Origin of the sequence: Vibrio sp. SCSIO 43140 (genome assembly GCF_023716585.1) — a bacterium.
GTDB lineage: Bacteria > Pseudomonadota > Gammaproteobacteria > Enterobacterales > Vibrionaceae > Vibrio > Vibrio maritimus_B.
This window is the reverse complement of the sequence record NZ_CP071850.1, coordinates 2,992,211-3,016,830: the sequence shown is the minus strand read 5'-3', so window position 1 is coordinate 3,016,830 and position 24,620 is coordinate 2,992,211. Positions and strand designations below refer to the sequence as shown.

Annotated in this window: 25 protein-coding genes and 3 pseudogenes; 22 read left to right on the top strand and 6 right to left on the bottom strand. The window is 45.0% G+C overall.

Annotation, left to right across the window (positions count from 1 at the left end):
* The first annotated feature begins 349 nt into the window (after nucleotides 1-349).
* From J4N45_RS14450 to J4N45_RS14390, 14 genes are all read left to right on the top strand, one after another.
* Nucleotides 350-574, top strand: a complete 225-nt coding sequence (locus J4N45_RS14450) for a hypothetical protein (RefSeq protein WP_252011202.1) — start codon at nucleotides 350-352, stop codon at nucleotides 572-574.
* Complete coding sequence (locus tag J4N45_RS14445; protein ID WP_252011506.1) at nucleotides 571-1,038, top strand: hypothetical protein; 468 nt, start codon at nucleotides 571-573, stop codon at nucleotides 1,036-1,038. The genes J4N45_RS14450 and J4N45_RS14445 overlap by 4 nt, the downstream gene beginning before the upstream one ends.
* A gap of 130 nt (nucleotides 1,039-1,168) precedes the next feature.
* The gene (locus J4N45_RS14440; RefSeq protein ID WP_252011204.1) at nucleotides 1,169-1,363 is read left to right on the top strand and encodes a hypothetical protein; all 195 of its coding nucleotides are present in this window, start codon (nucleotides 1,169-1,171) and stop codon (nucleotides 1,361-1,363) included.
* Between the two features lie 275 nt (nucleotides 1,364-1,638).
* Nucleotides 1,639-1,782 carry a hypothetical protein gene (locus J4N45_RS14435; protein WP_252011205.1) on the top strand — a complete coding sequence of 48 codons (144 nt, stop codon included), beginning with the start codon at nucleotides 1,639-1,641 and terminating at the stop codon, nucleotides 1,780-1,782.
* A 59-nt stretch (nucleotides 1,783-1,841) separates the two neighbouring features.
* Nucleotides 1,842-2,045 (top strand): antirestriction protein ArdA, encoded by a 204-nt coding sequence (locus J4N45_RS14430; protein WP_353505885.1) that lies wholly within the window; start codon nucleotides 1,842-1,844, stop codon nucleotides 2,043-2,045.
* 7 nt (nucleotides 2,046-2,052) lie between these two features.
* Nucleotides 2,053-2,184, top strand: coding sequence for a hypothetical protein (locus J4N45_RS27225; RefSeq protein ID WP_286036861.1), 132 nt, complete (start codon nucleotides 2,053-2,055; stop codon nucleotides 2,182-2,184).
* A complete protein-coding gene (locus J4N45_RS14425; protein WP_252011207.1) occupies nucleotides 2,181-2,522 on the top strand; it encodes a hypothetical protein in 342 nt (113 codons plus the stop codon). Before J4N45_RS27225 ends, J4N45_RS14425 begins: the two co-directional genes overlap by 4 nt.
* Nucleotides 2,519-2,671, top strand: coding sequence for a hypothetical protein (locus tag J4N45_RS14420; protein ID WP_252011208.1), 153 nt, complete (start codon nucleotides 2,519-2,521; stop codon nucleotides 2,669-2,671). Before J4N45_RS14425 ends, J4N45_RS14420 begins: the two co-directional genes overlap by 4 nt.
* A 177-nt stretch (nucleotides 2,672-2,848) precedes the next feature.
* A complete protein-coding gene (locus tag J4N45_RS14415; protein ID WP_252011209.1) occupies nucleotides 2,849-4,735 on the top strand; it encodes a YadA-like family protein in 1,887 nt (628 codons plus the stop codon).
* 118 nt (nucleotides 4,736-4,853) lie between these two features.
* Complete coding sequence (locus J4N45_RS14410) at nucleotides 4,854-5,027, top strand: hypothetical protein (RefSeq protein ID WP_252011210.1); 174 nt, start codon at nucleotides 4,854-4,856, stop codon at nucleotides 5,025-5,027.
* A gap of 62 nt (nucleotides 5,028-5,089) precedes the next feature.
* Entirely contained in the window at nucleotides 5,090-5,422 is a 333-nt protein-coding gene (locus J4N45_RS14405; protein WP_252011211.1) for a hypothetical protein, read from the top strand.
* Nucleotides 5,419-5,631, top strand: coding sequence for a hypothetical protein (locus J4N45_RS14400; protein WP_252011212.1), 213 nt, complete (start codon nucleotides 5,419-5,421; stop codon nucleotides 5,629-5,631). Before J4N45_RS14405 ends, J4N45_RS14400 begins: the two co-directional genes overlap by 4 nt.
* A gap of 1 nt (nucleotide 5,632) precedes the next feature.
* Nucleotides 5,633-5,899 (top strand): hypothetical protein, encoded by a 267-nt coding sequence (locus tag J4N45_RS14395; protein ID WP_252011213.1) that lies wholly within the window; start codon nucleotides 5,633-5,635, stop codon nucleotides 5,897-5,899.
* A 5-nt stretch (nucleotides 5,900-5,904) separates the two neighbouring features.
* Nucleotides 5,905-6,969 carry a hypothetical protein gene (locus J4N45_RS14390; RefSeq protein ID WP_252011214.1) on the top strand — a complete coding sequence of 355 codons (1,065 nt, stop codon included), beginning with the start codon at nucleotides 5,905-5,907 and terminating at the stop codon, nucleotides 6,967-6,969.
* 476 nt (nucleotides 6,970-7,445) lie between these two features.
* Here the strand turns inward: J4N45_RS14390 and J4N45_RS14385 are convergent.
* A pseudogene (locus J4N45_RS14385) lies at nucleotides 7,446-8,127 on the bottom strand (IS6 family transposase).
* 60 nt (nucleotides 8,128-8,187) lie between these two features.
* Between J4N45_RS14385 and J4N45_RS14380 the strand changes: the two are divergent.
* The 3 genes and pseudogenes from J4N45_RS14380 to J4N45_RS14370 all read left to right on the top strand — a co-directional run.
* A pseudogene (locus J4N45_RS14380) lies at nucleotides 8,188-8,520 on the top strand (IS4 family transposase); the annotation flags it as partial.
* 189 nt (nucleotides 8,521-8,709) lie between these two features.
* On the top strand, nucleotides 8,710-9,771 hold the full coding sequence (gene dinB / locus J4N45_RS14375; protein WP_252011215.1) for a DNA polymerase IV: 1,062 nt from the start codon (nucleotides 8,710-8,712) through the stop codon (nucleotides 9,769-9,771).
* Between the two features lie 158 nt (nucleotides 9,772-9,929).
* Nucleotides 9,930-10,493 (top strand): annotated as a pseudogene (locus J4N45_RS14370) (carbohydrate ABC transporter permease); the annotation flags it as partial.
* A gap of 46 nt (nucleotides 10,494-10,539) precedes the next feature.
* Here the strand turns inward: J4N45_RS14370 and J4N45_RS14365 are convergent.
* Nucleotides 10,540-11,529, bottom strand: a complete 990-nt coding sequence (locus J4N45_RS14365; RefSeq protein WP_252012124.1) for a LacI family DNA-binding transcriptional regulator — start codon at nucleotides 11,527-11,529, stop codon at nucleotides 10,540-10,542.
* A 375-nt stretch (nucleotides 11,530-11,904) separates the two neighbouring features.
* Here J4N45_RS14365 and J4N45_RS14360 point away from each other — a divergent pair, with 375 nt between their 5' ends.
* Together J4N45_RS14360 and J4N45_RS14355 are read left to right on the top strand one after the other, a co-directional pair.
* Nucleotides 11,905-12,627 carry an SDR family oxidoreductase gene (locus J4N45_RS14360; protein ID WP_252012122.1) on the top strand — a complete coding sequence of 241 codons (723 nt, stop codon included), beginning with the start codon at nucleotides 11,905-11,907 and terminating at the stop codon, nucleotides 12,625-12,627.
* Between the two features lie 41 nt (nucleotides 12,628-12,668).
* The gene (locus tag J4N45_RS14355; RefSeq protein ID WP_252012120.1) at nucleotides 12,669-14,279 is read left to right on the top strand and encodes a glycoside hydrolase family 43 protein; all 1,611 of its coding nucleotides are present in this window, start codon (nucleotides 12,669-12,671) and stop codon (nucleotides 14,277-14,279) included.
* A 66-nt stretch (nucleotides 14,280-14,345) separates the two neighbouring features.
* Here the strand turns inward: J4N45_RS14355 and J4N45_RS14350 are convergent, their stop codons facing one another.
* The 3 genes from J4N45_RS14350 to J4N45_RS14340 all read right to left on the bottom strand — a co-directional run bounded on the left by J4N45_RS14350 (nucleotide 14,346) and on the right by J4N45_RS14340 (nucleotide 19,459).
* The gene (locus J4N45_RS14350) at nucleotides 14,346-16,712 is read right to left on the bottom strand and encodes a glycoside hydrolase family 3 N-terminal domain-containing protein (RefSeq protein WP_252012118.1); all 2,367 of its coding nucleotides are present in this window, start codon (nucleotides 16,710-16,712) and stop codon (nucleotides 14,346-14,348) included.
* Between the two features lie 149 nt (nucleotides 16,713-16,861).
* Complete coding sequence (locus J4N45_RS14345) at nucleotides 16,862-17,974, bottom strand: substrate-binding domain-containing protein (RefSeq protein ID WP_252012116.1); 1,113 nt, start codon at nucleotides 17,972-17,974, stop codon at nucleotides 16,862-16,864.
* Between the two features lie 96 nt (nucleotides 17,975-18,070).
* Entirely contained in the window at nucleotides 18,071-19,459 is a 1,389-nt protein-coding gene (locus tag J4N45_RS14340) for a glycoside-pentoside-hexuronide (GPH):cation symporter (protein ID WP_252012114.1), read from the bottom strand.
* A 336-nt stretch (nucleotides 19,460-19,795) separates the two neighbouring features.
* On the opposite strand from J4N45_RS14340, the gene xylA reads away from it, so the two are divergent.
* The 3 genes from xylA (at nucleotide 19,796) to J4N45_RS14325 (ending at nucleotide 23,307) form a co-directional block, all read left to right on the top strand.
* The gene (gene xylA / locus J4N45_RS14335) at nucleotides 19,796-21,115 is read left to right on the top strand and encodes a xylose isomerase (protein WP_252012112.1); all 1,320 of its coding nucleotides are present in this window, start codon (nucleotides 19,796-19,798) and stop codon (nucleotides 21,113-21,115) included.
* A gap of 125 nt (nucleotides 21,116-21,240) precedes the next feature.
* Nucleotides 21,241-22,857 (top strand): glycoside hydrolase family 43 protein, encoded by a 1,617-nt coding sequence (locus J4N45_RS14330; RefSeq protein WP_252012110.1) that lies wholly within the window; start codon nucleotides 21,241-21,243, stop codon nucleotides 22,855-22,857.
* A 249-nt stretch (nucleotides 22,858-23,106) separates the two neighbouring features.
* Nucleotides 23,107-23,307, top strand: coding sequence for a hypothetical protein (locus tag J4N45_RS14325; protein WP_128649495.1), 201 nt, complete (start codon nucleotides 23,107-23,109; stop codon nucleotides 23,305-23,307).
* Between the two features lie 133 nt (nucleotides 23,308-23,440).
* Here J4N45_RS14325 and J4N45_RS14320 read toward each other — a convergent pair whose 3' ends face one another.
* Nucleotides 23,441-24,616, bottom strand: a complete 1,176-nt coding sequence (locus J4N45_RS14320; RefSeq protein WP_286036888.1) for a sugar ABC transporter permease — start codon at nucleotides 24,614-24,616, stop codon at nucleotides 23,441-23,443.
* Nucleotides 24,617-24,620 lie beyond the last annotated feature (4 nt).

Below are 24,620 nucleotides of genomic sequence, written 5' to 3'. Positions count from 1 at the left end.
GTCACTAACTGACTGTCAATAAGAACATTTCCCCGTCCGTGCCTGGCATTTAACAGGAGCATTTTAAAATCCCGCCCCTCTTCCATAGCGCTCATGAATACCTAATTGAAATCAAAGTGTGCAGAATTATGCACTTCCAAAGTAAGCGCCATTGCTTACAATGAGGACGAACTTAACTGAGTAATTACTCTATTACAAGTATTTTTCGTCATTATAAATGACGTAAAACTATCAAATATGTCACCAATAGTGACATAACCTGTTTATTTGGTTAGTTCCCGGTAGTAAATTTGAGGCTCACCAAGAAAACTCGCAATCACTGCTAAGTCGGGCTATAAAGGTCACTTAAATGAAACTGCACAACAGACTTAAAGAAACAACTGAGAACGCTGACATCTATTTCAATCTTGTAGATAAGGTATTCACCCAAGAACTGATGGAAAGTAAGTGTTTGAAGTTGGAAATCACCGGAAAGGATAAACTGGCGCTAGCTTCCTTTTTGGATTACGCCACGTGGCGGGGGGATTTTGATGCGGTTTCTTCAATTGAGGAACTACTGGAAATAGACATATGAAAAAGACATCTGGCGAGATGGTTTCGCTTGAAGAGTTCGAAGAGCGCATGTCAGAAACAACGGCTAGGCTAATTGATTTAAACACGCGGTTTCGTGTTCATCGTGGTCATATTGCTTATGTTCGGCACGGTTTCAATTTAAACCTGCCTTGCTTCTTGCCTCCTTCGCACGTTGATTTTGAACTACCAGATAAAGAAATGGTGCGCCGGGTTGTTGCTTCGATAACCGATCGCGGTTTTAGCAAGTCAGATATTTGTTACGCGCTTGGCCTACAAACAAAGAACAATAGAACGCTGAATATCTGGATGAACGACAGCAACCCGGAGAAGCAGATCAATAAAAGCAATTGGGTTCTGCTCACGCAGTTGGCTGGTTTAACACTTACCACGATGCTAACTGATGAAGAGTTGTTGTATCGCGTGAAAATGTGCCAAGAGAAGCACCCAAACAAAGACATTGATTAATCAGTCCAGCTTACGGCGCATCTCCCCATTCACCACCGTGGGCTGATAAAGGAAGGGAACGAGCTAACAGAGTTAAGCTTATGGAAGCCAACTTACCAGAAAACCTAAAGCGCACTTATAGGATCGGACAATGAAGACAGCAACACTAGCCAAGACACTTGGTTGCGCCTCGCTAAATGAGGTTGCAGGTTTTTACCAAGTAACAACCCAGAACCTGCGCGACAAACACGCGAACAACCCAAAAGCTTTTATCGCTATGGTGCTCGGTTACAAGCAGGTTCAAAACCTTGATGTGATCAACACTCTTAATATTCAAGCTGACTAGCTGATTGAGCCCAGGAAAGGCCGCAAGCTAGCGGTCTTTTTTTATTGCTACAAACCAAGTAAATGACAAAATATTTGTCTTTTTACTGAAGAAAAGAAAAACTACAACGAAATCAATCAACTTATAGTTCAGCTCATCCGCTGCACAGGGGGACAACGATAGAGGTTAGGACTGAAGTTATGAACGCTTTTGAAATCGTAACAAAGTTCGCTCAGAAAGAATGAAACATCACAACAACGGAAGAGGCGCTTTGCTGGAGGTTTTACGGAAGCGACATGCACGAGTTCCTAGAAGACTACGTTGACCTGGACGAGGAAGAGATTGATTTTATTCTCGCTCACGATTGGGAATTGGTGGATACCAGCGGCGAAAAAGCAGACTTCTGTTCAACAATCTTCAGCTTTGATTGGTCGAAGTAGGAAGCTGTTTAAAACGCCAACGTTGATTTTGATGTAGTTCAGGCGGCTGTTCTTGCGGAATCAGTATCGAGAGCGCCAGCGATGCTTACCGAGGTCAGTACGAAAACGAAGAAGCTTTCGCAATGCAGTATGTTGAAGACTCTGGTTTGCTTGACGATGTACCAAGCGAAGTGGTGCGTTACTTTGATTATGAGCAATATGCCAGTGACCTGTTCTGCGGCGATTTCACAGAGCATGACGGACACGTGTTTAGCAACTGTTGAGGTACTTATGACAGGTTTAAGAATTGTATTACTGATTGTCGCGCTAGTTTACCTAGAGTGGGGATTGGCTCCCCAAGATAGTCACTGGAAAGCACCATACACAGATGGCATTTGGCAAAAGGTAGAGGTATCACAATGAGCATGAGTAACGAAGCAGCAGATGGCGTACTACAGTCGTTGGTACGCATGACTCACGGCGTCAAGGTGGACGTTCAGCCAGAAAAAAGATATTGGCGCGCTATCCCTGAATGGTCAGAAGGTGGAACCAAATGCCGTGACAGCGTTTGGATTGGTCATCGCCAAGATGGAACGGTTCATCTGTTCTTGAGTGGAAAGTTTATGCGCTTCCAGCAGGAAATTGAAAAGCTCGCCGTACGAGCTGAGCTAGATAGTCAGTCAACATTTCGCAAGCGCCTTTACGTACCGCTTGAAGATTTTACGCAGGTTTTGGGAATTATTAGTCAGGTTACCAAATGAAACAGATTATTTTCGGCCTAGTGGCATTAGTACTAATCGCGTTCAGTGGTTACCAAACAGCACAGCTACACAGAGAAGTTAGCGCTTTGAAAGAATCCACATTGATTCTGGTGCACAAGTTGGACCAACTTCAGGGGGAGCACGGTTAGCTAAAATCAGACACAGACGCGACAATTGAACAACTAATGGATTGGGTAGCCCAAGTGGACACCAAAGCAGAAGACAACTATTGCGACCTTCACGTTTCAGAGTGTGAAGGCTAACAACAAACATCGGCAGTGGAAGCTGGCGCAACAATTTAAATTTAACCAAACGAGACTAACCAAATGAAAAAAGTAATTCTAGCAACCGCAATCGCTTCAACTTTTGCAGCTTCAGCAATGGCGTCAGACATCTCTAGCCACTTCGGTCAAATTCGTCCACTTGGCGAGCCAGCGCCACAAGAGTCTAAAGCGGTTGTTCTTGACCGTCACGTTCAGAAAGAAATCCGCGATATTCGTGAGCACCAAACTTCAGGTCCAGTTTACAACATCGTAGCGAACCAGAATGCCGGTCAAATGAATACCCACGGTCACCGTACAGCTTCTCTTCCAGATGATGTTATCCAAGAGATGGTATTGAACCACGAAGCAGTGAACGAGCGCTTCCAGCGTCAAACGCTTCCATCAATCAATGAAGCTTTGTCAGATGTTCGTGGTAGCGCACAGGCAAACAAAGAAGCCATCGCACAGCAAGGCAGTGACCTTACAGCTGTTGGCGCTCGCGTTACTACCACTGAGCAGGTTCTATCGCAGCACACTGCAGTTCTAAACAACATGCAACAAGCGAACGGTCGTACCCAGAGCCGCATCACAGAGGCGCAAAACAAAGCTGATGGCAACAGCCAAGAAATTGGTCGCGTTCGCACCGAGATTCAAACAGTTCGTGGTGATGTTGATGCAGTAGCTAGTACCACTCGAATGATCGAGAAGCAGCAAGCTAAAGCAGCTAAGAAAGTTGATCACCAAGCGGGTGTAACCGCTAGCCAAGACCAAGCGATTATCGCCAATGCTGAAGCTATTGCAGACACTCAGCAAACGGCGGCTAGTCAGCTTCAGTTAATCAACGATGTGCAAGCACAGAGTGAAGGTAACGCAGATGTGATCGCCAAGGTAGCAAACCAGAACGCAAAGCAAGCCAAGCGCATTGCAGGCATGCAAGAACGCGCAGGCGAGCAAAGCCAACTGGTAGAAGAGGCGCACATGACCGCCAACACAGCTCTGTCTGAAGCGGGTATCGCACATGCAGCAGCTGAAGACGCTAAGTTCTTGGCGCAAACTAATCAGCAGGCTATCGAAGACAATGCCCATGCCCAAGACGCGACTGCAGAAGCTACGTACCGCAACATCAAGCGAGTAGAACGCCAAAGCAAGAAAGTGACACACCAAGGCACTGCTATTCGCCAAGCGCAGCAGGCAGCTCAAGCGACACAGCAAGGCGGTTTGGTACGTGACATGGCATTGGCTAGCGGTGTTGATCAAAATGCTCAAGGAATAGAGCTAGTAAATGAACAGGTGGAGTTCCAAGGTGAAGTAATGCGCCAGATGGTTGTTGGTGGTCGTGAAGCTATCAAGACTCAAAAAGCGCAAGGTAAGAAGTCTACTCACCAAGCGACTGTTACACGCCAGAACGCTCAGCGAATCGCTAACCTTGAGAACCGTGCATCAGTGCAAGCTGCTAGAAGTGCATCTGAAGTTAAGAAGCTAGCTAGCCGTGTTAAGGACAACAACAAGATGGCTAGAGAGAACTGGGATGCAGTTGAAGAGAACATCGCGGTAATCGATAAGAACTGGAATGCCATCGAAGACAACATCACATCTATTCGTAGCAACAGCCAACACGTGTCTAGCAACCGTACTGCTATCAACCACAACTCGCAGGCAATCGCTAAGAACTCACAGGACATCGCAAGCTTGCGCCAAGACTTCGAGAAGATGGCCGACGAGATGAACGGCGTTAAAGCACAAGCAGGCGCGTTCGCTGGTTTGGTACAACCTTATGGTGTTGGTCACATCAACACTACAGTGGCGCTTGGTCATTCTGGTTCTGAGTCTGCAATCGCTGCAGGTATTGGCTATCGAGTAACAGAGCAGTTAACCATCAAAGCAGGCCTAGGTTACGAGACTGTGGCTAGCTCAACAACTGAATATGTTGGTGTTGGTTACGAGTGGTAATAATAAAATGCAAAAATATTTTGCAAAAAGTGTTTAAAACGCAAATAAATGCGTATAGTCTAACTCATCCGCTGCACTACGGTGCAGCGTTTTTGATTTAACTATGCGAGGCAATGCAATGAACTTTCTAAACAACTACATCTTTGGCGATTCACTCGATCTATTTAATGGCCTAACTAGCGTTGATGGCTTCCTTTCCATGATCCAAAACTTTGGAGCCAATCTGCCACTAATCGTTGCAGTTATTGCAGGCTCTTACATCTGGTCACTAATTAAAGGGGAGAAGAAATAATAAAAGTACTAAACACAAACCGTCACGCACAGCTAGAGAAGATTTACGAAGCGCGCAACGAAATGGCAGAGAAGCATCAAAAGGAAGGTCAAGACCTCCGTGCTAACTATAGCCAAGGCTATGCTCGCGCATTGCTAAATGTGATAGAGATGCTTGAGAAGCCAGAGCTTTGGATTGTTGAAGTGAAGAGCGTTCTTGATGATGAGGTTCGGGATGTTAACAAGTACCACTTCGCTGAGAAAAGTGATGCGATGAACTTCATTACAGAGAAAATGACAACAGCAATTGCATGTGAACACCTTTACTACGTTTCCCCAGAGCTTGATGAGCTGCAGATTACATTAACAGGTGGTAGAGAGCGCTACTACTCTCTAAAAGAAGGAACTCTTCTGTGAAAATTGAGGCAATTAACCCAAGTAAGTGGCAAGCGGTTGTTAACCGCTTTGTCTCCCAGAACGAACGTTATAAATGGTTCATTAGCATGGGGAAAGACGAGACGTTAACGTGCCATCTGGCACACGAAAGAGCGCTGATAGCTTGGAACAAGCTTACCAAGCGCGAACAAAAGAACATCGGCAAACACATAGACACAACAGGATACTGAGATGGAAAGCAAGGGTGAAAAGATAGTAAACGTGGTTCGTTGGGTGATGTTGTTAGCAGTGGCTTACGCTGCTGGCAGCATTGCAGACTTAATCAACCCCGTGGCGTTCATTAACCAACACCAGTTCTTTAGTGACTGGTCTGGATTGGCTAAAGCGGGTTACTACCTTTTCAACTTAGCTTTGATCGCGCCTTTCGTGCTTTTTGCACTAACCAAAACAACCAAATTTTTCGACCGCGCTGAACGCCACATCGATAACGAAGAGTAACAACCATGAAAAAATTAGTAGCAGCAACAGCAATCACCCTAGTAGCAACAACTGCAGTCGTGAACCAAGACATGATCAGAGAGACTTACTACCAACAAACAGTTAACCCAAGCATTGAAGTGAACAGCGGTGTTACATCTTTTTGTGGTGTTGATGGTGCAAGTACAGAGACGCCAGGGCAACTAATTGAACAAGTTCGCACAACGTTCGATAGCTCGGCGTTCATCAAGCGAGTTATTGAAGCCAAAGACGTACTGATTGGCACTAGCGATAAGTACGAAGAGTTGAGCAACCAACTTGATCAGTTTGGCTATGACACTGACGAACAGCTTCAAAAGAATTATGACTATTACAGCAAGTATTCAAGCAAGTCTTCTGCTTATGCAAAGTTTGCCAAAGAAGCCAAACAACAAATCGAGTTCCGCAAGGCAAACCCTGACCTGACTCGCGACTCAATTAGGCAACAACGTGCATATGAGTACGAAGCGCTCGCAATGGCAGCTCAAGACAAAGTTGATTCTATGGTTGAGAAAGAAGTCAGTGCATTGGCTTGCAAGTTCGACCTAGACATTGCGGAGCAGCAGGCCATTAAAAACCAATTAGCCGTGACTTACTTCGATAAGCTCGACGAAGGCACACAACAAATGATGAATGACTACTCAGCTAAAAAGCGGCAAAGCAACAAAACCATTGCTAATGTGGCCTTCCCAAAAGCAGCTGATGCGATAGTAGCGTTCGTTGGTGATTCTATCTTGAACATCAAGCCAATCGGCAGCACTACCGAGATCGAAGACAAAGATGGATTCACACCAATTAAGACTCACATGGATATCTCATTGACGAATGCGTTTGGTCGTAAGCGCCTTGGAGAAGTAACGATTTCAGGTTACATCAACGGCTACAACCCAGTGCTTGGTTCTGCAATCGTAAGCAACATCAACATCAAGGTTGAAGACATCGACCGCACTGTGTTCTTGAAGCATGCAGAACGACTCACAGCAGAGTCAATCATCAACAACCAGATGGCAATGACAGAACTGAAGCAAGCACTTGTTAAGGAGTTCAAATAACCAAAATCTTTCCCAGTTCGCGCCTTGGTTCTGTTACCTGCAACGAATAAAATCATGGCGTACTGATTTATCATTATCCATCTCGTATATTGTCAATACATACTTGATTTGTCCCACGAAGACATACCTTAGTTAGTTGTCTGCTAGACAGCATGGCATTAAGCCAAAAGGCGTTGTTTTGATCATCTAATTTGGGTGGTCTTATTTTTGTCTTGTAATCCGTAAATGTTGTCACTCTTCAGCTTACCTAGCTAGAATGGCAGTCCAAACCAACGGAGATTGGTAGCTGCTATACCGTGCGGAAAAGACAACTAGAACAAGGTAGCAACATGATATACACCGAAGAGCTAGAGGCGAATCTAGTATCCCAAGTCGCAGAGCACTAAGCTCAAACGAACGTGGTTCCACTACACGAACAATACGGGTTCTGTCGCAAATTCTGATAAAGACGTGGCAGAGCCACTCTCTAGACGCAATCATCCTGCAAGTGCATAAAATTGTTCGTAGGCGGTTTCTCCAACTATCTCTATCTGACCACGCTTCAACATCGTCCACAACTCTCGGCCGTGAAGGCTCGCTGTTGCTCCCCTTAATGACTTCCACCCAAGGGCTTGGCACGTCTTCTGTTTTACCCAACGGTGACTTTGCTCCACGATATGATTGAGATATTTGATATCCAATATCTCAATCAGTGACAACATAAAGAAACCCGTTAACCAGAGTTGAATATTCATTGCATCGATAGCCGCGTAGTTGCTTTTACTCCCATCAATGACCACTTTCTCGGGGAGGCTATGTTGAGCTATCGCCTTATTCAGAAAGGCCTTGGCAGCAGCTTCATCGCGATTGGAGCGAAGATAATAATCAATGACGTTTCCAAACTTATCGACCGCTCGATAGTAGTAAAGCCCTTCTCCTTTCACTTTGATGTAGGTCTCATCCATGCGCCACGAAGTAGAGACAGGCTTTTTCTTTGATCTCGCTTTATGTTCTAAAACAGGTGTAAATTTGATAACCCAACGATTAATAGTTGCATGTTCCACACACACCACGTTCCCTCTGGATTTCTTCAATCTCGCGATAACTGAGTTTGTAAGCGAGGTAATAGCGAACGGTTTCGAGAATAACTTCAGAGGGAAAGTGGCAGCCTTTAAACATTATAATTAAGGGATTGAGTCGAAATTGGCCAAACCCGAACCTATAAAATTAAACTTTGCGACAAAACCGCCCGAAATGATACGCCAAGAGTTATGGGGACTGCTGCTGAGTTACAATATCATCCGGTATCAGATGATTAATATGGCGAAACAAATTCCGGGGCTACATCCCAATCAGCTGAGCTTCACGACAAGTGCAAATGCAATTATCCACTTAATTCATAGCTTCTGGCTTGAATCTGCTGGGACGATACCGAAACGAATAACCCACTTGCTTGAAGAAGCTCCCCACCATGTTCTCCCTATTAAGCATGAAGACAGAGTGTACCCAAGAGCTATAAAACCTAAAGCAAAGAAATACCCTAATAAAAAGAAAGCCAGTCAGCTTAACTGACTGGCATTAGCCTCAACAGGCCGTTTTTTCTATTTTCGGACAGATAGACGGGAATCGGGTTTTAGATAAATATTACTGTTTGTTTGTACAGTGCTTCAGGTTGGGTTATAATTTTCAGACATGTCCCTGACACGGATAAACATACGTATCTTCTCTTCTTAGGTTTTCAGTTTCACCGCACCGCATACTATGACCCGAAAAATTATCCACATAGATCTCGATTGTTATTATGCCGCAGTTGAAATGCGAGATAACCCAGAGCTAAGAGACATACCTCTAGCGATTGGTGGTTCTCAAAATCGGCGCGGTGTTATTTCTACCTGTAATTACATTGCTCGAAAATTTGGTGTTCGTTCAGCAATGGCGACCGCTCATGCACTGAAGTTATGCCCAAGCTTGACGGTCATAGGCGGAAACATGGAAAAGTACAAAGCTGTATCCAAGCAAATTCATAAGATTTTTGCTCGTTACACTGACATGATTGAACCACTATCACTTGACGAAGCCTATCTTGATGTAACTGAATCAAAGCTATTCAAAGGGTCAGCTACATTGATAGCCGAGGATATTCGCAGAGCCATCGAAATAGAACTTGGGCTTACGGCTAGTGCTGGTGTTGCTCCCATAAAGTTTGTTGCAAAGGTAGCCTCTGATATTAATAAGCCAAATGGCATTTGTGTTGTCCCGCCGAATGAAGTTGAAGAATTTGTAGATAATTTAGACTTAGGTAAGATTCCTGGTGTAGGAAAGGTGACACTAGAGAAACTTAACAAGCTTGGTTTGTACAAAGGAATTGATGTAAAAAACTATGATCAGCATATGCTGATTAAGCAGTTTGGAAAGTTCGGTACTTCTCTCTGGGAGCGTAGTCATGCGATTGATCGGCGAGAAGTAACACCAACACGCGTTAGAAAGTCCCTAGGTGTAGAGCGGACGTTTGCCAAAGATATTAAAACCGAACAAGAGTGTGCCGATGCGGTTGAAACGCTTTATGATGAACTAGTAAGACGTTTTGCTAAAATTGGTGATGATAAAAGGATAGTCAGGCAGGGAGTTAAGTTGAAGTTCGATGATTTTCAGCAAACTACTGTGGAACATAAGCAAATTAGTCTAGATAAAGCATTTTTTCTAGCGTTATTACAAGAAGCGCTATCACGAGCGAAGGGTCGTGGCATTCGCTTAATTGGTTTAACTGTTGGGCTAGAGCCCAAAGAGGGGCAAGCTAGTACGCAGATGACGCTTGAGTTGTAAAAGCACAAACTGGAAATCAGATTTCACTCTTCGTTCTTCAAAATATCTATGTAAGTGGGAATTGTAAGTGGAAACTATGATTTAACTCTCTGCTTTTATTGTGTTTATTGTGAACCTTATCCATATACTTACAAGTTGTACCAGCTAGTTTTACTCGTGCGATGGGCGGCTATGCCTTTGCGGTATATACATTTAGAGGTAAGAATGCAATCTTCGCAACTATGCTAGCATCAATGATGGTACCACCAGTACTTGGGCTTATTCCTTATTATCTGATTATTCAATTCTTGGGGTTGTTGGACACGCACCTTGCCATTTGGCTACCGTTTACAGCTACGCCCGTTGCCATCTTTCTAGTAAGACAATATGTCGTCGCATCAATACCTCGAGAGCTATTAGAAGCAGCTAGGATAGATGGCGCAGGAGAGTTTCGAACCTTCTTCACCATTGCTCTCCCGCTAATGAAACCCGTACTTGGAACCGTTGGGATCATCCAATTTGTATTCTTCTGGAACAATTTCCTGACGCCATTGATCGTGCTAACCAGTGACGATAAATACGTCGTAACCCTAGCCCTTAGGACGGTACAAGGACTCCCCAACACACCATGGGGAGCCGTCATGTTAGGTACAACGATATCCATCATACCGATCGTTGCCTTCTACATATTCTCATCCAAACAAATGATAGCCGGTTTAACAAGTGGCGCTGTAAAAGGCTAAATCAGCATTGGATTAGCCAAGTGTTCCTTGGCTAATCCTCCTCTACTCAGTGTTCATCATGAAAGTACACACTCGCACGCTCTACTACCTCTGTTGAGAGCAGTGTTCGAATTGCACTTCGTGAGAGCAAATTCGGATCTGTAGCTGATGCGACCTGTTGAACGGCCAATTCCCCCATCGATTTCATTGGAGCCTGAATGGTTGTTAGCGGCGGCAATATCGTCGACGCGACCTCATAGTTACCAAAACCGATCACAGAGGCATCGTAAGGCACTCGAACTTTTAATTCATTGAACACTGCAATGAGTCTTTCGGCATAGACATCATTTACACAAAAATACGCCGTGGGTAGTGTCCCCGTATCGCGTTGAGTTTTCATTCGCTCCTTGAAAGCAAATAGATCATCTAGACTCAAGCTTTGAACCAATACATCGGAGTGTTTTTCAGCTTCAAGGCGAAATCCGTCGACTCTAGCTTGCATGCTGGGTGATGAAAAATTGGTGCCACAACCTCGTACAACCGCCAATTGGGTGTGTCCTGCGTCGATAAGTGATTGGCAGGCTTGCCCTCCAACTTCGTAATCTGAGAACATGATATTGTCGATTTGAGTGCCATTTGGTAAGTAAAACAGCGCAACAAGTGGGGAAAGCGCCATAGCTATACGAGTGTAATCCTCGGTTTCTAACTCGCCAGCCAGAATATAGCCACTACATTCATCGGAAGGTATGTCTTCGAGTCGATTCGTTGTCACTATTTCTAGTGAAACACCCATCTTTCTCGCTTGACGCTCCGCGCCAGAAACAACATTCATATAATGCTCTCCCGCACCCAAATCTAGGCTAGGAATAACAAGCCGAATGACTCTCGGTTTCACCTCTGGTTGAGATTTAGAAGAGTATCCCATGCGTTCCGCTATCTCGCTGATATAAGCACGACTTGAATCACTGACACCCGATTTCCCCGATAAAGTTCGCGACACCGCATACACAGACATCCCCGTTTCCGCCGCAATATCGGCTATTGTTACTCGTTTCACATCCACACTCCTTTGATCACTGCCCTAACTCAGCCCTAACTAATAGGAAATAGACCTTAGGGCATTTCTGTAATCACATCTTGGACCATGTAGAGCACTCAATTTCGTGATCAGTGAAACACTCCCTGAACCCTTGTGCGACAAGGGGATCACAAAAACCAAAAAACACAAAGCTTATGCAACATTGCACAACTTCTCTTCCTAACAAACGAGAAAACGACAATTGCGTCATTTCGTTACTCTACAGATAGCGATTTGAGTGTGAGCAACATACGCTTTCTTCCGGGTTTCGATGGGGCTTACATCACCTTGGCACCGATAATTTCGATAACCAGTTTCCACATGGTCGTTATTTTCTATCAGTAAGGATTAAGCATGATAAAACCCTTAGTCGTCATCACAGGGGCTAACTCTGGCGTTGGTCTCGCCTGCGCAAAACTCTATACCAGTCTGGGGCATCCAGCTTTGCTGCTTGACCTTAACGTAGACAACGTTTCAGCACTAAAACTAAACAACGCCGTTTGCGAACATGTCGATGTTACCGACCCCGATTCTTTTTCCAGCGCAATCGCAAAAGCGGAGCGTCAGTATGGACCTGCCGACTGCCTTATCAATAATGCAGGTACTATGTTTTTGGGAGACATTGGCTCGCAACCATCTAAGCATTGGCACACTATGTTTGCGGTAAACGTCGACGGTGTGATTAATGGTGTGCAAGCTTGTCTAGAATCTATGAGGCAGCAAGGGCGTGGCACCATTATCAACATGGGATCGCTCGGCGCAATCAAGCCCCTTGAACATCATGGTATATACAACGCGACGAAAGCCGCCGTTCATTCGCTTTCTGAGATGCTCCGACAGGAAGTTGCGCAGAGCAACATTCGCGTTTGTGTTCTCGCGCCGGGAGCAATTGACACCAACCTTATTAACACCACCAAAAACCCCGAGATTGTCGCCGGGCATAAAAACTATGTCTACTCTATCGGTGGAGCCCTTTCTGCCAATGATATCGCCACTTTGTTACTCACCATCTATCAGATGCCACAACACATTTGCATCAGAGAACTCGTCGTTGGTGCCACTCAACAAGTCGTTTAGTCACACATCACGCCTTAAAGGTAACGAATAAGAAAATGCCAATGAACTATATCCAAAATCCAATAATTCCAGGCTTTAACCCAGATCCGTCCATCTTAAGGGTTGGAGACGATTTCTATATTGCTACTTCCACCTTTGAATGGTTTCCAGGTATCCAACTTCATCATTCGCGAGACCTCGTAAACTGGAAACTGATTGGTCATGGTCTCACTTCGACGACACAACTCCCGCTTGAAGGTGTTGAGAATTCAGGTGGAATCTACGCTCCCTCACTCACATACTGCGATGGAGAATTTTGGCTCGCCTACTCTATTGTTTACGCCTGTCGAGGCGAGACTTGGATGTCGACACCCGCATACGTTGTTAAATCCAAAGATATCAATGGACCTTGGAGCGAGCCATACCCAATCGGGAGCTTTGGTTTTGACCCATCGGTATTTCACGATGCAGATGGTAGAAAGTATGTCGTTCATATGATCTGGGACGGTAGAAAGCACGTGAACAACTTTGGCGGTATTGTGATACAAGAACTCAACCCAGCGACAATGGAACTTGTCGATGAGCCCAAGAAGGTTTTCTCAGGCACCCATCTGAAAGGTACTGAGGGACCGCAGGTACTTCGAAAAGATGATTGGTATTACCTCGTTGTCGCTGAAGGTGGGACGGGTTACGGTCATGCTATAACCGTGGCTCGCTCCCGATCCATTTGGGGTCCATTTGACGTGCACCCCGACAATCCGATACTCACCGCTTACCTAGACGAAACTTCACTTTTGCAGCGAGCCGGACATGGTTTTTTTGTCGAAACGCAAAACGGAGAATGGTATTTATCGCATCTTGCCACACGCCCAATATATCCTGAAGAATATCAGAAGCATTACATTGGCGGTCGATTTGGCAAAGGGTTTAGCGTCCTTGGCAGAGAAAGCAACCTTCAGCAAATTGAATGGAGAGATGATTGGCCCTATGTTGTCGGCGGTAAAGCACCACAAATCCGTGTCGCTGCGCCTAAGTTACCTCGTCACACTTGGTCACCTTCTCCTACTCGCGTTAATTTTGATTCAGGTCCCTTACCAACAGATTTTCAAACGCTTCGGGCACCATTAACCTCTGACTGGGCAAGTTTTAAAGCCGATCTAGGCAAGTTACGAATAGTGGGCAGACACTTTCTTAATTCGAATTTTCAGCAAAGCTTAATCGCGCGACGAATACAGCATTTCAACATTCAAGCCGAAACCGAGTGTACTTTCCTTCCAACACTGCCACATCATATGGCAGGACTCATTGTCTATTACTCGTCGAGAAGTTATTACTTTTTACAAATAACCGCGAACGACGACGGGGAAAAACAGCTCCAGTTAGTCTTCGCAGACAACGGGAGTTACGACGAACATTCGGACGTCGTTAATATTAATAATGACACCATTTATTTACGAGTGAACTTTGACGGTTACCGGTATCAGTTCCGCTACTCCGAAGATACCAAACACTGGAAAAGGATAGGACCTGCGCTCAGTGCTGTCCCTATATCGGATGAAGGCGCAGACGACATTTTCCGATTTACGGGACCTATGGTAGGCATGTTTGTTAGTGACGTCTCTGGGCAAGGGAAATACGCCGACTTTGGGTACTTTGAGTACAGAGAAATTTGATTACTAGATGGTTAATCTAAAATGGAGAGGCATTGCCTCTCCTACTACCCCTAACGTTTGATATCGCTAGATGACCTCAAACTCACAAGTCATACGCCAATCTTTTGGTAAGATGCGTGTCCCACCATTTACTGTGATGGTTTCTTTAAACAATATATCGGTAGATGATTTTCCAACCATAATGTCAAAGTCCCCTGCTTCAACAATTCTTTGATGGAGGTGATTGGTAAAGTTGAGCATATCGACTGGTAAAGTAAATCTCACCGTTTTTTGCTCGCCGGGTTCAAGGTACAGCTTTGAAAATCCTTTTAGCTCTCGAATCGGGCGCACTAGCGAGCTGACCATATCTCGTACATACAACTGGACAACCTCATGACCCGCTATCTGACCACTATTTCGAACACTCACCGTCACTTCAACGCTATCCTCTTGTTTCAATTGATGAGCCTTGATCTTAACCTCATCATACTCAAAGGTGGTGTAGCTTAAACCATAACCAAATGGGTAATTCGAACCAAAATGATAGGCAATCGGGGTACCGCCACTTTTGAGCTTGTGGTTATAGTAATAAGGCACAGCGCCTACATTCTTCGGAATAGAAACCGTCAGACGACCACTCGGATTCACCTTACCTAGCAGAGCATCGGTAATAGCTTGCGCACCAACTTGTCCCGGAGCCCAGCCATATAAAATAGCCGCTGCTTCACTCTCGGCTCGCCCTAAGTTGTAAGGGCGACCGCCAGTAACAATTACAACAACGGGTTTGCCGGAGTCTAACGCCACATCGATAAGCCCCTGTTGCACGCCCGGCAGATCAAGGCTATCAGCATCAGATCCCTCTCCAACCGTTCCCGTTTGAAAAAGCCCTGCGAGGTCACCCACGCAGACAACAGCAACATCTGAATCTTGAATGACACCACCAGCTTCGATAAATCCTGATGTATCCTTATCGATTGGAGAGTCTAAGTTCTGTGATAACGCAAGGTCGACATCTCCAGGAAACACAGGGGCATTCGCATGTCTTTCTGTCAGGATATTGCAGCCCTTTGCAAAGCACACACTATCAAAAGCTTGCTCAAATGTTTCGCGCAAAGTTGCCGCAACTCGCGCATCACTCTCTTCACTACTGAGAATTAGATGGACAGGGAAACTATAGCCCCCTAATAGAGCGAGTTGATCATCTGCCGTCGCCCCTAATAAGGCAACTTTTGTTTGATTAGACAAAGGAAGCAGTCCGTCGTTTTTGAGTAGGACTACAGACTCCGCAGCGACTTGATACGCTAGTCGCTCTGATTCTTCATTATGTAAAGGCTCAGTAGGTAGTTCACAGTACGGATTTTCAAACAGCCCTAGTTCAAATTTCATCGTCAGAATACGAGTCACAATTTCGTCTAGCTTAGTGATCGAGAACTCTCCTCGCTCCATGGCAAGTTCCAGCTTAGTTGAGCACGCATCATCAGGCAGTTCGATATCAAGACCAGCATTAAACGATAGAGCGGCAGCACCTGCTGAGTCCGAAGCGATACCGTGATGAGAGTACAGCAAGTCAACACCACCATAATCAGCAACCAATAACCCATCAAATCCCCAGCGATGACGAAGCACTTCGGTCAGTAGGTATTCAGAAGAATGGCAAGGCTCACCATCAATATCATGGTAAGCAGGCATAATGGATCCCGCGTTACCAAGCTTAACCGCCATCTCAAAAGGTAAAAGGAAGGTATCATTCAATTCTTTAAAGCCAATGTGGACCGGCGCATGATTGCGAGCCCCTTCACTGAATGAATGTCCAACGTAATGCTTGAGTGTTGCCAATACATCGCGCTTCTCACCTTGTAAACCTTTGACATAAGCGGTCGCGAGTAAGCCGACATGATAAGGGTCTTCTCCTAAGGTTTCCTCGGTTCGCCCCCATCTTACATCTCGAGATACATCCAGAACAGGCGCTAACCCCTGATGGGCACCCACTGCCCTGACTTGTCTACCAATGTCGGATGCCATTTCTTCGATAAGTGCAGGGTTCCAAGTATGGCCGTAGTTAAGTGACGATGGGTACAACGTTGCATCTTTTGACATCAAGCCAACCAGACATTCTTCATGAGAAAGTGCTGGTATTCCAAGCCGCGTTTGATTGACCAAATAATCTTGCAACGCGTTAAGAGCTTTTACTCCTTCGGCAGGCGAGACAGAGTGAGTACCCAGAGGACGAGTAATTTGTCCAATACCATGTTTAAGGCGTTCATGAATTGGCTTTTTCGACTCATGAGATCCCATCTCTAAATCTCGGTCTTGGTGGTCACCATGCTCGTTGAGGATAAGCCATTGAGCACCTAACTGCGCCAATTTCTCCGGCAGGGTCATTCGTGATAGGAGGTCGTTAACGCGCTCTGCTGTCTCAACATTTGGATTCTTGTAAAGGTCTTTGTAAAGCATAGTCTGATACCTGTTTCGTTCTTGATATCCGTACTATGTATCAATCCTGCATTGGATTATGGGCGACTCGATCTAATTACCAAATTCGTACATTCAGTTACCAGATAACGTCCTTTTGCTCCTTATTTACCACTCAACTTATGCATGATTTACAACACAACTACGGCATGCTTCGCATTGTGTTGACGGTACTTCGCCGGTGACAAGCCTAGCTGCTTAATAAAAACCTGAGATAGGTAAGACTGACTGGGGTAACCACACTGTTTTGCAATACTCTCCATACGGTCATTTGTGGTCTCTAGCAGATGTTTAGCACGCTCTACACGGAGATTGGTTAAATATTGATGTGCAGTGACACCGTGAACGATTAGAAACCGAGTATCCAATGTCTTGCGTGAGATTCGGCAGAAATCCGTGACCTGTTTGATCTTTATATTAGAGTGGAAATGATTTCGCATATAAAGCTCGGCTTTTACCACGACCTTATCTTCATCCCCTTCACTTGCAGTAGTTTTCGCATGAATGACTGTGTTTGATGAGAACAGCTTAGATACTGACCGCTTGTAACGAATTACCTGTTCTAGTGTCTCCATGCAGCTACGCCCAAGTTCAAACGGATCAAGCTCTACCGAACTTAACGGCATAGGTGACAACAAACGTTCAGTGTCGTCATAGTCGGTGCCAATAATCGCGACTTGCTCCGGCACATTGATGTTTTCTAACTCGCATAACTCTGCTACGCGACGAGCTGACCTGTCTGACGAACAATAAACACCCAAAGGAAACATCCGACTTTTAATGGCATCATTCACATTGTCACAATAGTTGAGAGAGTGTTTAGGGGCCGCTCTTTGAAACGCTTTGTGTCGCTCTTGACTCCATGGCGTAACAAGGTCTTGCTGGTTTGCGAAATACCCGACATGCATAAGACCGCTTTTTGCAAATGTACGGATCGCTAAACGAGCAAGCCCTTCATTATCGAGAATGACAGAAGACAAAGTATCAGGGAGATCAACCGGCGAATGATTGGCATACACCACACGCTTTGCGCCCAACGTATCAACGAGGTGTTTTACTGCTGGTTTATTGTAATCCGCAATAACGTAATCCCAGCTTTCGCTGAGTATGTAGTCTAAGTTACTCGCACATTCTAAATAAAGACTGAGCTTGAGATCGGATTCATCAGAACGAGCTTTGATACCCTTAAGCACTTGGCGGTCAAAATAGACCATGCTGTCGAGAAGAATAAGCAGCTTTTTCATAACTTACTTCCTAAGATTAGTGCTAAAAAAAGCCCTACTGGTGAGTAGGGCTTATAACGGCTTATCAGGAGCGACAAGACGTTTTAGGGGTTCTAATTAGCCTAGCTCTGCGTTGTGAGCAACAGGTTTACGTTGTTCGTTCTCTTTCGCATCAAGAACAAGGAGTGCTTTGATCTTCTCTAGATGCTCGTTGTCTAGTTTGTAGAACATCATAAATACCGCGATTGAAGCGAAGAATACGCCAGGTATTACCGTGTAAAGTAAGTTAATCGCTGTGACTGCCTCAGCAGTTTGCGTCTCCGCACCGCCCACATAACCTGACCAAGCTAGAATCCAACCTACTGCTGCGCCACCAATCGCAATACCGAGCTTAATCGCAAATAGATTGGTCGAGAAAACCATGCCGCTTAGTGAGCGATTGCTGCGCGTTTTCTCATAGTCGACAACGTCCGACATCATGCTCCATAGAATTGGCGTTGTACTCATTTGAACCACACCAAGAATAATCACTAGGGCAAACACCATAAATACGTTCTGAGGGTCGACTAAGAACAGAACCGCTGATAAGAAACCTGAAGCAACAATCAGCGCACGATATACCTTTGGCTTGTCGTATTTGCCAAGCACTGGCGCAGAGAATATCGCACCGACGATGTTAGCTAGCATACCGGTCACCATAAAGGCAGTAGCAAGGTCCGCTCGTCCCATAACCGTGTTCACGTAGTACATAGTGGAAGCACCTTTGAGAACGATACCGGTCAGAAGGACAACATTGACGATAAACAATACGCGCCACTGGTTATTCTTCATTAGAAGCTTTAAGTCATCCCATACAGACTGCTTTTCTTCAATCTCTGGAACGCAACGCTCGGTGGTGTTAGCAAAGCTGAAAAAGAACAATGCAATCGCGCCCAAGCCCATAACTGCCATCGCACCCATGTAGCCTTTTTGCACGTCCCCTTGACCAATAACGTCCACAAGCGGTAGCGCAACCATAGCCACGACCAATCCACCAGCGGTACTCAGTGCGAAACGATATGATTGAAGAGATGTACGCTCTTTCGAGTCGTTTGTCATCGCGTTCGCCATAGCACAATACGGAACATTAATAGCCGTATACATTAACGTTAAAAATATATAAGAAACATAGGCATAGACAATCTTACCTGTCTCGCCGAAGTCTGGGGTAAAGAAGGCTGCCATACAAGCTCCCCCAAACGGAATCGCCATCCATAACAGATAAGGGCGATAACGACCATGTTTCGATTTCGTTCTATCTACAATAGAGCCCATGATTGGGTCAGTTACCGCATCGATAAAGCGAACTAACAAAAACATGGTTCCCATATGGGCAGGCGACAAACCGTAAATATCAGTATAAAAATATGCAAGAAATAGCATTACTGTCTGCCATACAAAGTTACAGCCAGTATCGCCTAACCCATAAGCTATCTTCTCTTTTACGGATAACTTGATAGTGTTCATTTTAATTCTCCGGGTACCTAATGTGTCTGTCTCACATTCTTGACGCATCGATAAATTAATTCAATTTACCCAATCTGGTTACTAATTTACGATATTTTTCATATGTGATTCAAATCGCCTAATCTCATATCATAAAACCTTAGTTTTATTATAAATCAATAACTTAACAAAACCTCCTGAGCATAAAATGGAAAAACAAACCTTATTTTTGAGAACTAGGGCACATTTAGTAAATAGGTGAAATTTGGTATCAAAAATCATAATTGATGGCTTGGTCGAAAAGGTTGAATATTAAATACGAACGAAGTCCACAACCAGAAAATTGGAAATTAGGCTATGACTGAATTTTTTAAGAACATTAATAAAATCAAATTTGAAGGAAAAGAATCGACGAATCCTTTAGCGTTTCGTCATTACGATGCGGACCGCATGATTCTCGGTAAGTCGATGAAAGAGCATCTTCGCTTCGCTGCTTGCTACTGGCATAACTTCCGCTGGCCTGGTTCTGACGTATTTGGTGACGGTACTTTCGACCATGAGTGGTTAAAAGTATCAGACCCAATGGAACACGCTCGCGTTAAAGCGGATGCTGCATTTGAGTTCTTCTCAAAGCTAGATGTCCCTTATTACTGCTTCCACGATACTGATGTTGCACCGGAAGGCGCTTCTATCAAAGAGTACGTAAACAACTTCCAGACAATGGTTGATGTATTAGAGCAGAAGCAAGAAGAAACAGGTCTTAAACTTCTTTGGGGTACGGCTAACGCATTCTCACATCCGCGTTATATGTCAGGTGCAGGCACAAACCCAGATCCTAAAGTATTTGCTTATGCTGCAACTCAAATCTTCAACGCTATGGGTGCAACTAAGCGCCTTGGTGGTGAAAACTACGTACTTTGGGGTGGTCGTGAAGGCTATGAGACACTGCTAAACACTGACCTACGTCAAGAGCGTGAGCAGTTAGGTCGCTTGATGCAAATGGTAGTAGAACATAAGCACAAGATTGGCTTTAAAGGTGCAATCCTAATTGAACCTAAGCCGCAAGAACCAACTAAGCACCAGTACGATTACGACACAGCGACGGTTTACGGTTTCTTGAAGCAGTTTGGTCTTGAGAACGAAATTAAAGTAAACATCGAAGCGAACCACGCAACACTTGCAGGTCACAGCTTCCACCACGAAGTAGCAACAGCTACATCACTAGGTCTATTTGGCTCTATCGATGCTAACCGCGGTGACGCGCAACTAGGCTGGGATACTGACCAGTTCCCTAACAGTGTTGAAGAAAACACGCTAGTGATGTACGAAATCCTAAAAGCAGGTGGCTTCACTACTGGTGGCTTTAACTTCGATGCACGTGTTCGTCGCCCTTCAATCGACCTAGAAGATCTGTTCCACGGTCACATCGGTGGTATGGACGTAATGGCGCTATCACTTGAGCGTGCAGCTGACATGATTGAAAACGACGTTCTATCTAAGAATATTGCACAGCGTTATTCTGGTTGGAACGAAGATCTTGGTAAGAAAATCCTAACGGGCGATCTAAATCTAGAGCAGGTGGCTAATTACGCGGTGGATAACAACCTATCTCCGGTGAAAGAATCGGGCCGTCAAGAACATCTAGAAAACATTGTGAACGGGTTCATCTACAAGTAATCCTTGTGTGAACATTTGCTTCAAGCCCAAGTATAATCGGGGGATGTGCTTGGGCTTTTTTATTGCGTGCGTGTTGAGTTTTCTCAGCACCTTTTTCAATGCCCTTTCTTTGTGAGTATTTTCCAATGACGCAAACTATTCAAAATCCTGTACTTAAAGGTTTTAATCCTGATCCATCAATTGTTCGTGTTGGTGATGACTATTACATTGCGACGTCAACATTTGAGTGGTTTCCTGGCATTCAAATTCATCATTCAAAAGACTTAGTCAATTGGCGTCTAGTCAGCCATGTCCTTACTCGAACCTCTCAACTTGACATGACTGGTATGGACAACTCAGAGGGTGTGTACGCTCCTGCCCTAACCTATGCGGATGGTAAATTCTGGGTGTGTTTTTCGAATGTACACTCTTGCCGTGGTGGTAACTGGATGGCAACACCAAGCTTTGTGGTAACCGCAGACAATATTGAGGGTCCCTGGAGTGAGCCAACACCGATCGGTAATTACGGTTTTGACCCATCGCTTTTCCATGATGGCGATGGCAAAAAATACATGCTAAACATGATCTGGGATGGGCGAGCAAAAACCAACTTCTTCGGCGGCATCGTCATGCAAGAGTTCGATGCTGAACGTGGTGAGCTCGTGGGTGAACCTCGAAACATCTTTGAAGGCACGTATCTGGGCTGTACAGAGGGTCCACAGATGCTCAAGAAAGATGGTTACTATTATCTCATCACTGCAGAGGGCGGCACTGAACGCAACCATGCAGTGACAGTTTGCCGTTCAAAGAATGTTTGGGGACCTTACGAGGTGCATCCAGATAATCCAATTCTAACAAGTCGCTTCCAAGAGGACGCTGAATTGTCTCGCGCTGGCCACGGATTTTTAGTCGAAACTCAGCAAGGCGAATGGTACTTAAGCCACCTCTGTGGTCGACGTATTCCAAATCCCGAGGGCTATCAGTTTATTCCCAAGTATGACAATGGCTTTTCTATTCTTGGGCGTGAGAGTGCAATCCAAAAAGCACATTGGGAAAATGGTTGGCCATACGTAACTACAGGCAAGACGCCCGTCGTTGAGGTTGTAGCGCCTGAACTCGAACCTTGCCCTTGGCCAGAACTGCCAAAGATCGACAACTTCGATTCACCAGAGCTTGATATCAACTTCCAAACACTGAGAGAGCCGTTAGATGATTCTTGGGCTTCACTTACTGAAAAGCCAGGTTACCTGAGACTAAAAGGACGTCACTATTTAAGTTCTCGTTATCAAAATAGCTTGGTGGCACGCCGATTCCAAAGCCACTATGCAACGGTAGAAACTAAGTTGGAGTTTAATCCAACAACACCTTACGAAATGGCGGGGCTAAGCGCTTATTATGCTCGAAATGGTCACTATTTCTTAAAAATGACGGCTAACGATGCCGGCGAGAAAGTGCTACAGATTGCAGGAAACATTAACGATGTTTATGGCGAGTATAGCGAAGAGGTCCGCATTGGTGATTGCGATGCGGTTTATCTCCGCCTAGAACTTAAGTGCCAGTGGTATCAGTTCTCTTATTCACTTGATGGTGAAAACTGGCTAACTATTGGTCCTGCGCTCAACAGTACCCCCTTATCTGACGAAGGTGGACCGGATATCTTTAGATTTACAGGTAGCTTTGCAGCGCTGTTTGCTTGCGACATTACGGGCAGAATGCAGCCCGCGGATTTTGACTACTTCAGCTATCAGGAACACGAAGCGTAAGTATTAGTTCCCCTAATCGTCGCGATAGATTGAAATACCAATAGCATCTCATTACTAAACTATGGCTATCGAGCTTTTGTTCGATAGCCATTTTTTATGTTGCACGTCCGTAAACCAAGCTCTTATTCTGATCTATTAATTACGATCATTAAAATTTTATGAAAGTTTATTACGGACATTGATCACATTTTTATTTCATTGTATAGTTATTACACCAACTTTGGTAACAAACTTACAAGGAGCGCTAATATGCTATCAGTAATTAAGAATCTATTCGTACCAACAAAAGACTATGCAGGCCGTAACATTGATTTAGTGATCGAACGACTAGCAGCGCAAACCAACACAGATGTCCACGCTTGGTCGTACCTAAACGAATCAGCCGTGTATGAAAATACAAAGACGGGAATGCGCGTTTATCGTCACGAGGTATCAAAGCGTGCTGCATAATAATCTATCAATTCTAAATCAATCAGGGTGGGCGGTGTCGTCCACCTTAGATCAGCTCTAATCCTCCCCAAGCTTCAAACTTACTGCGAAAAAAAGCGCCACTAAACGCAGCGCCCTCACCTCATGTTGTTTTTTATCGGTTAGCTTTCGTTGCACTATCCATCCATACCGCGAGCAGCAAAATTCCACCTTTGACGACATACTGCCAAAACGTCGGCACATCCATCATGCTCATTCCATTGTCGAGTGAAGCCATGATAAAAGCACCAATAACTGCGCCAATAACGGTGCCAACACCACCAGCCATACTTGTTCCACCAATCACACACGCCGCAATTGCATCGAGTTCAGCGATGTTGCCAGCAGAAGGAGACCCAGCTCCAAGTCGGCTTGATAGAATTAACGCAGCAATCGCCACGAGCAATCCGTTCATTGCGTACACAGACAGCTTAGTTCGCTCGACATTGATGCCAGACAATCGACTTGCTTCCAAGTTACCGCCTATGGCATAGATTCGACGACCAAACTGAGTTTTGGTTGCAATGAAAGTGCCTGCAATAAGTAATGTCGCTAGCAACAACACCGGCGTTGGTACACCACGATAGTCATTAAGAATGAAAATAATCGCCAACACGGCAACACCGATAGCGGCGTGTTTGGTTAAGTTTGCAGTTGCTGAAGGAATCGGTAATCCATATTGTTTTCGCGTTACGCGACGTTTCTGCTGCCAGGCAAAATACATAGCGAGTCCGCCTAGCCCAATCATCATGCCTAACATATTTGGCAAATAGCTTTGACCGATGATTCCCATTTCCTGTGACGTCGGTGCGACGGTGGTTCCATCCGTAATACCGATAAGGATTCCTCGAAACGCGAGCATGCCAGCGAGAGTAACAATGAAAGATGGAACTTTACGATATGCGACCCACCAGCCATTCCAAAGACCGAGCAAGAACCCAGCGCCTAATGTCAAAACAATGGTCAATGGCAAAGGTAGACCAAACCATACATCCAAAATCGCTGCTGCGCCGCCTAGTAGCCCCATCATAGAGCCCACGGAGAGATCGATTTCCCCACTGATGATGACAAACACCATACCTATTGCCAAAATCCCAGTGATGGCAGTTTGTCTAAACAAATTAGAGATATTTCTCGGTGATAGATAAGCCCAATCAGTCATAATGCTGAAGAACAACATAATGATAATGATGGCAGCAGCCATAACAATGAGCTGCAATTTAGCCCCTGTTAGTTTGTCTTTTAAAGATGTTTTTGCCGTGTTTGATGTTGCTGTTTTTATTGTTTCCATCGCG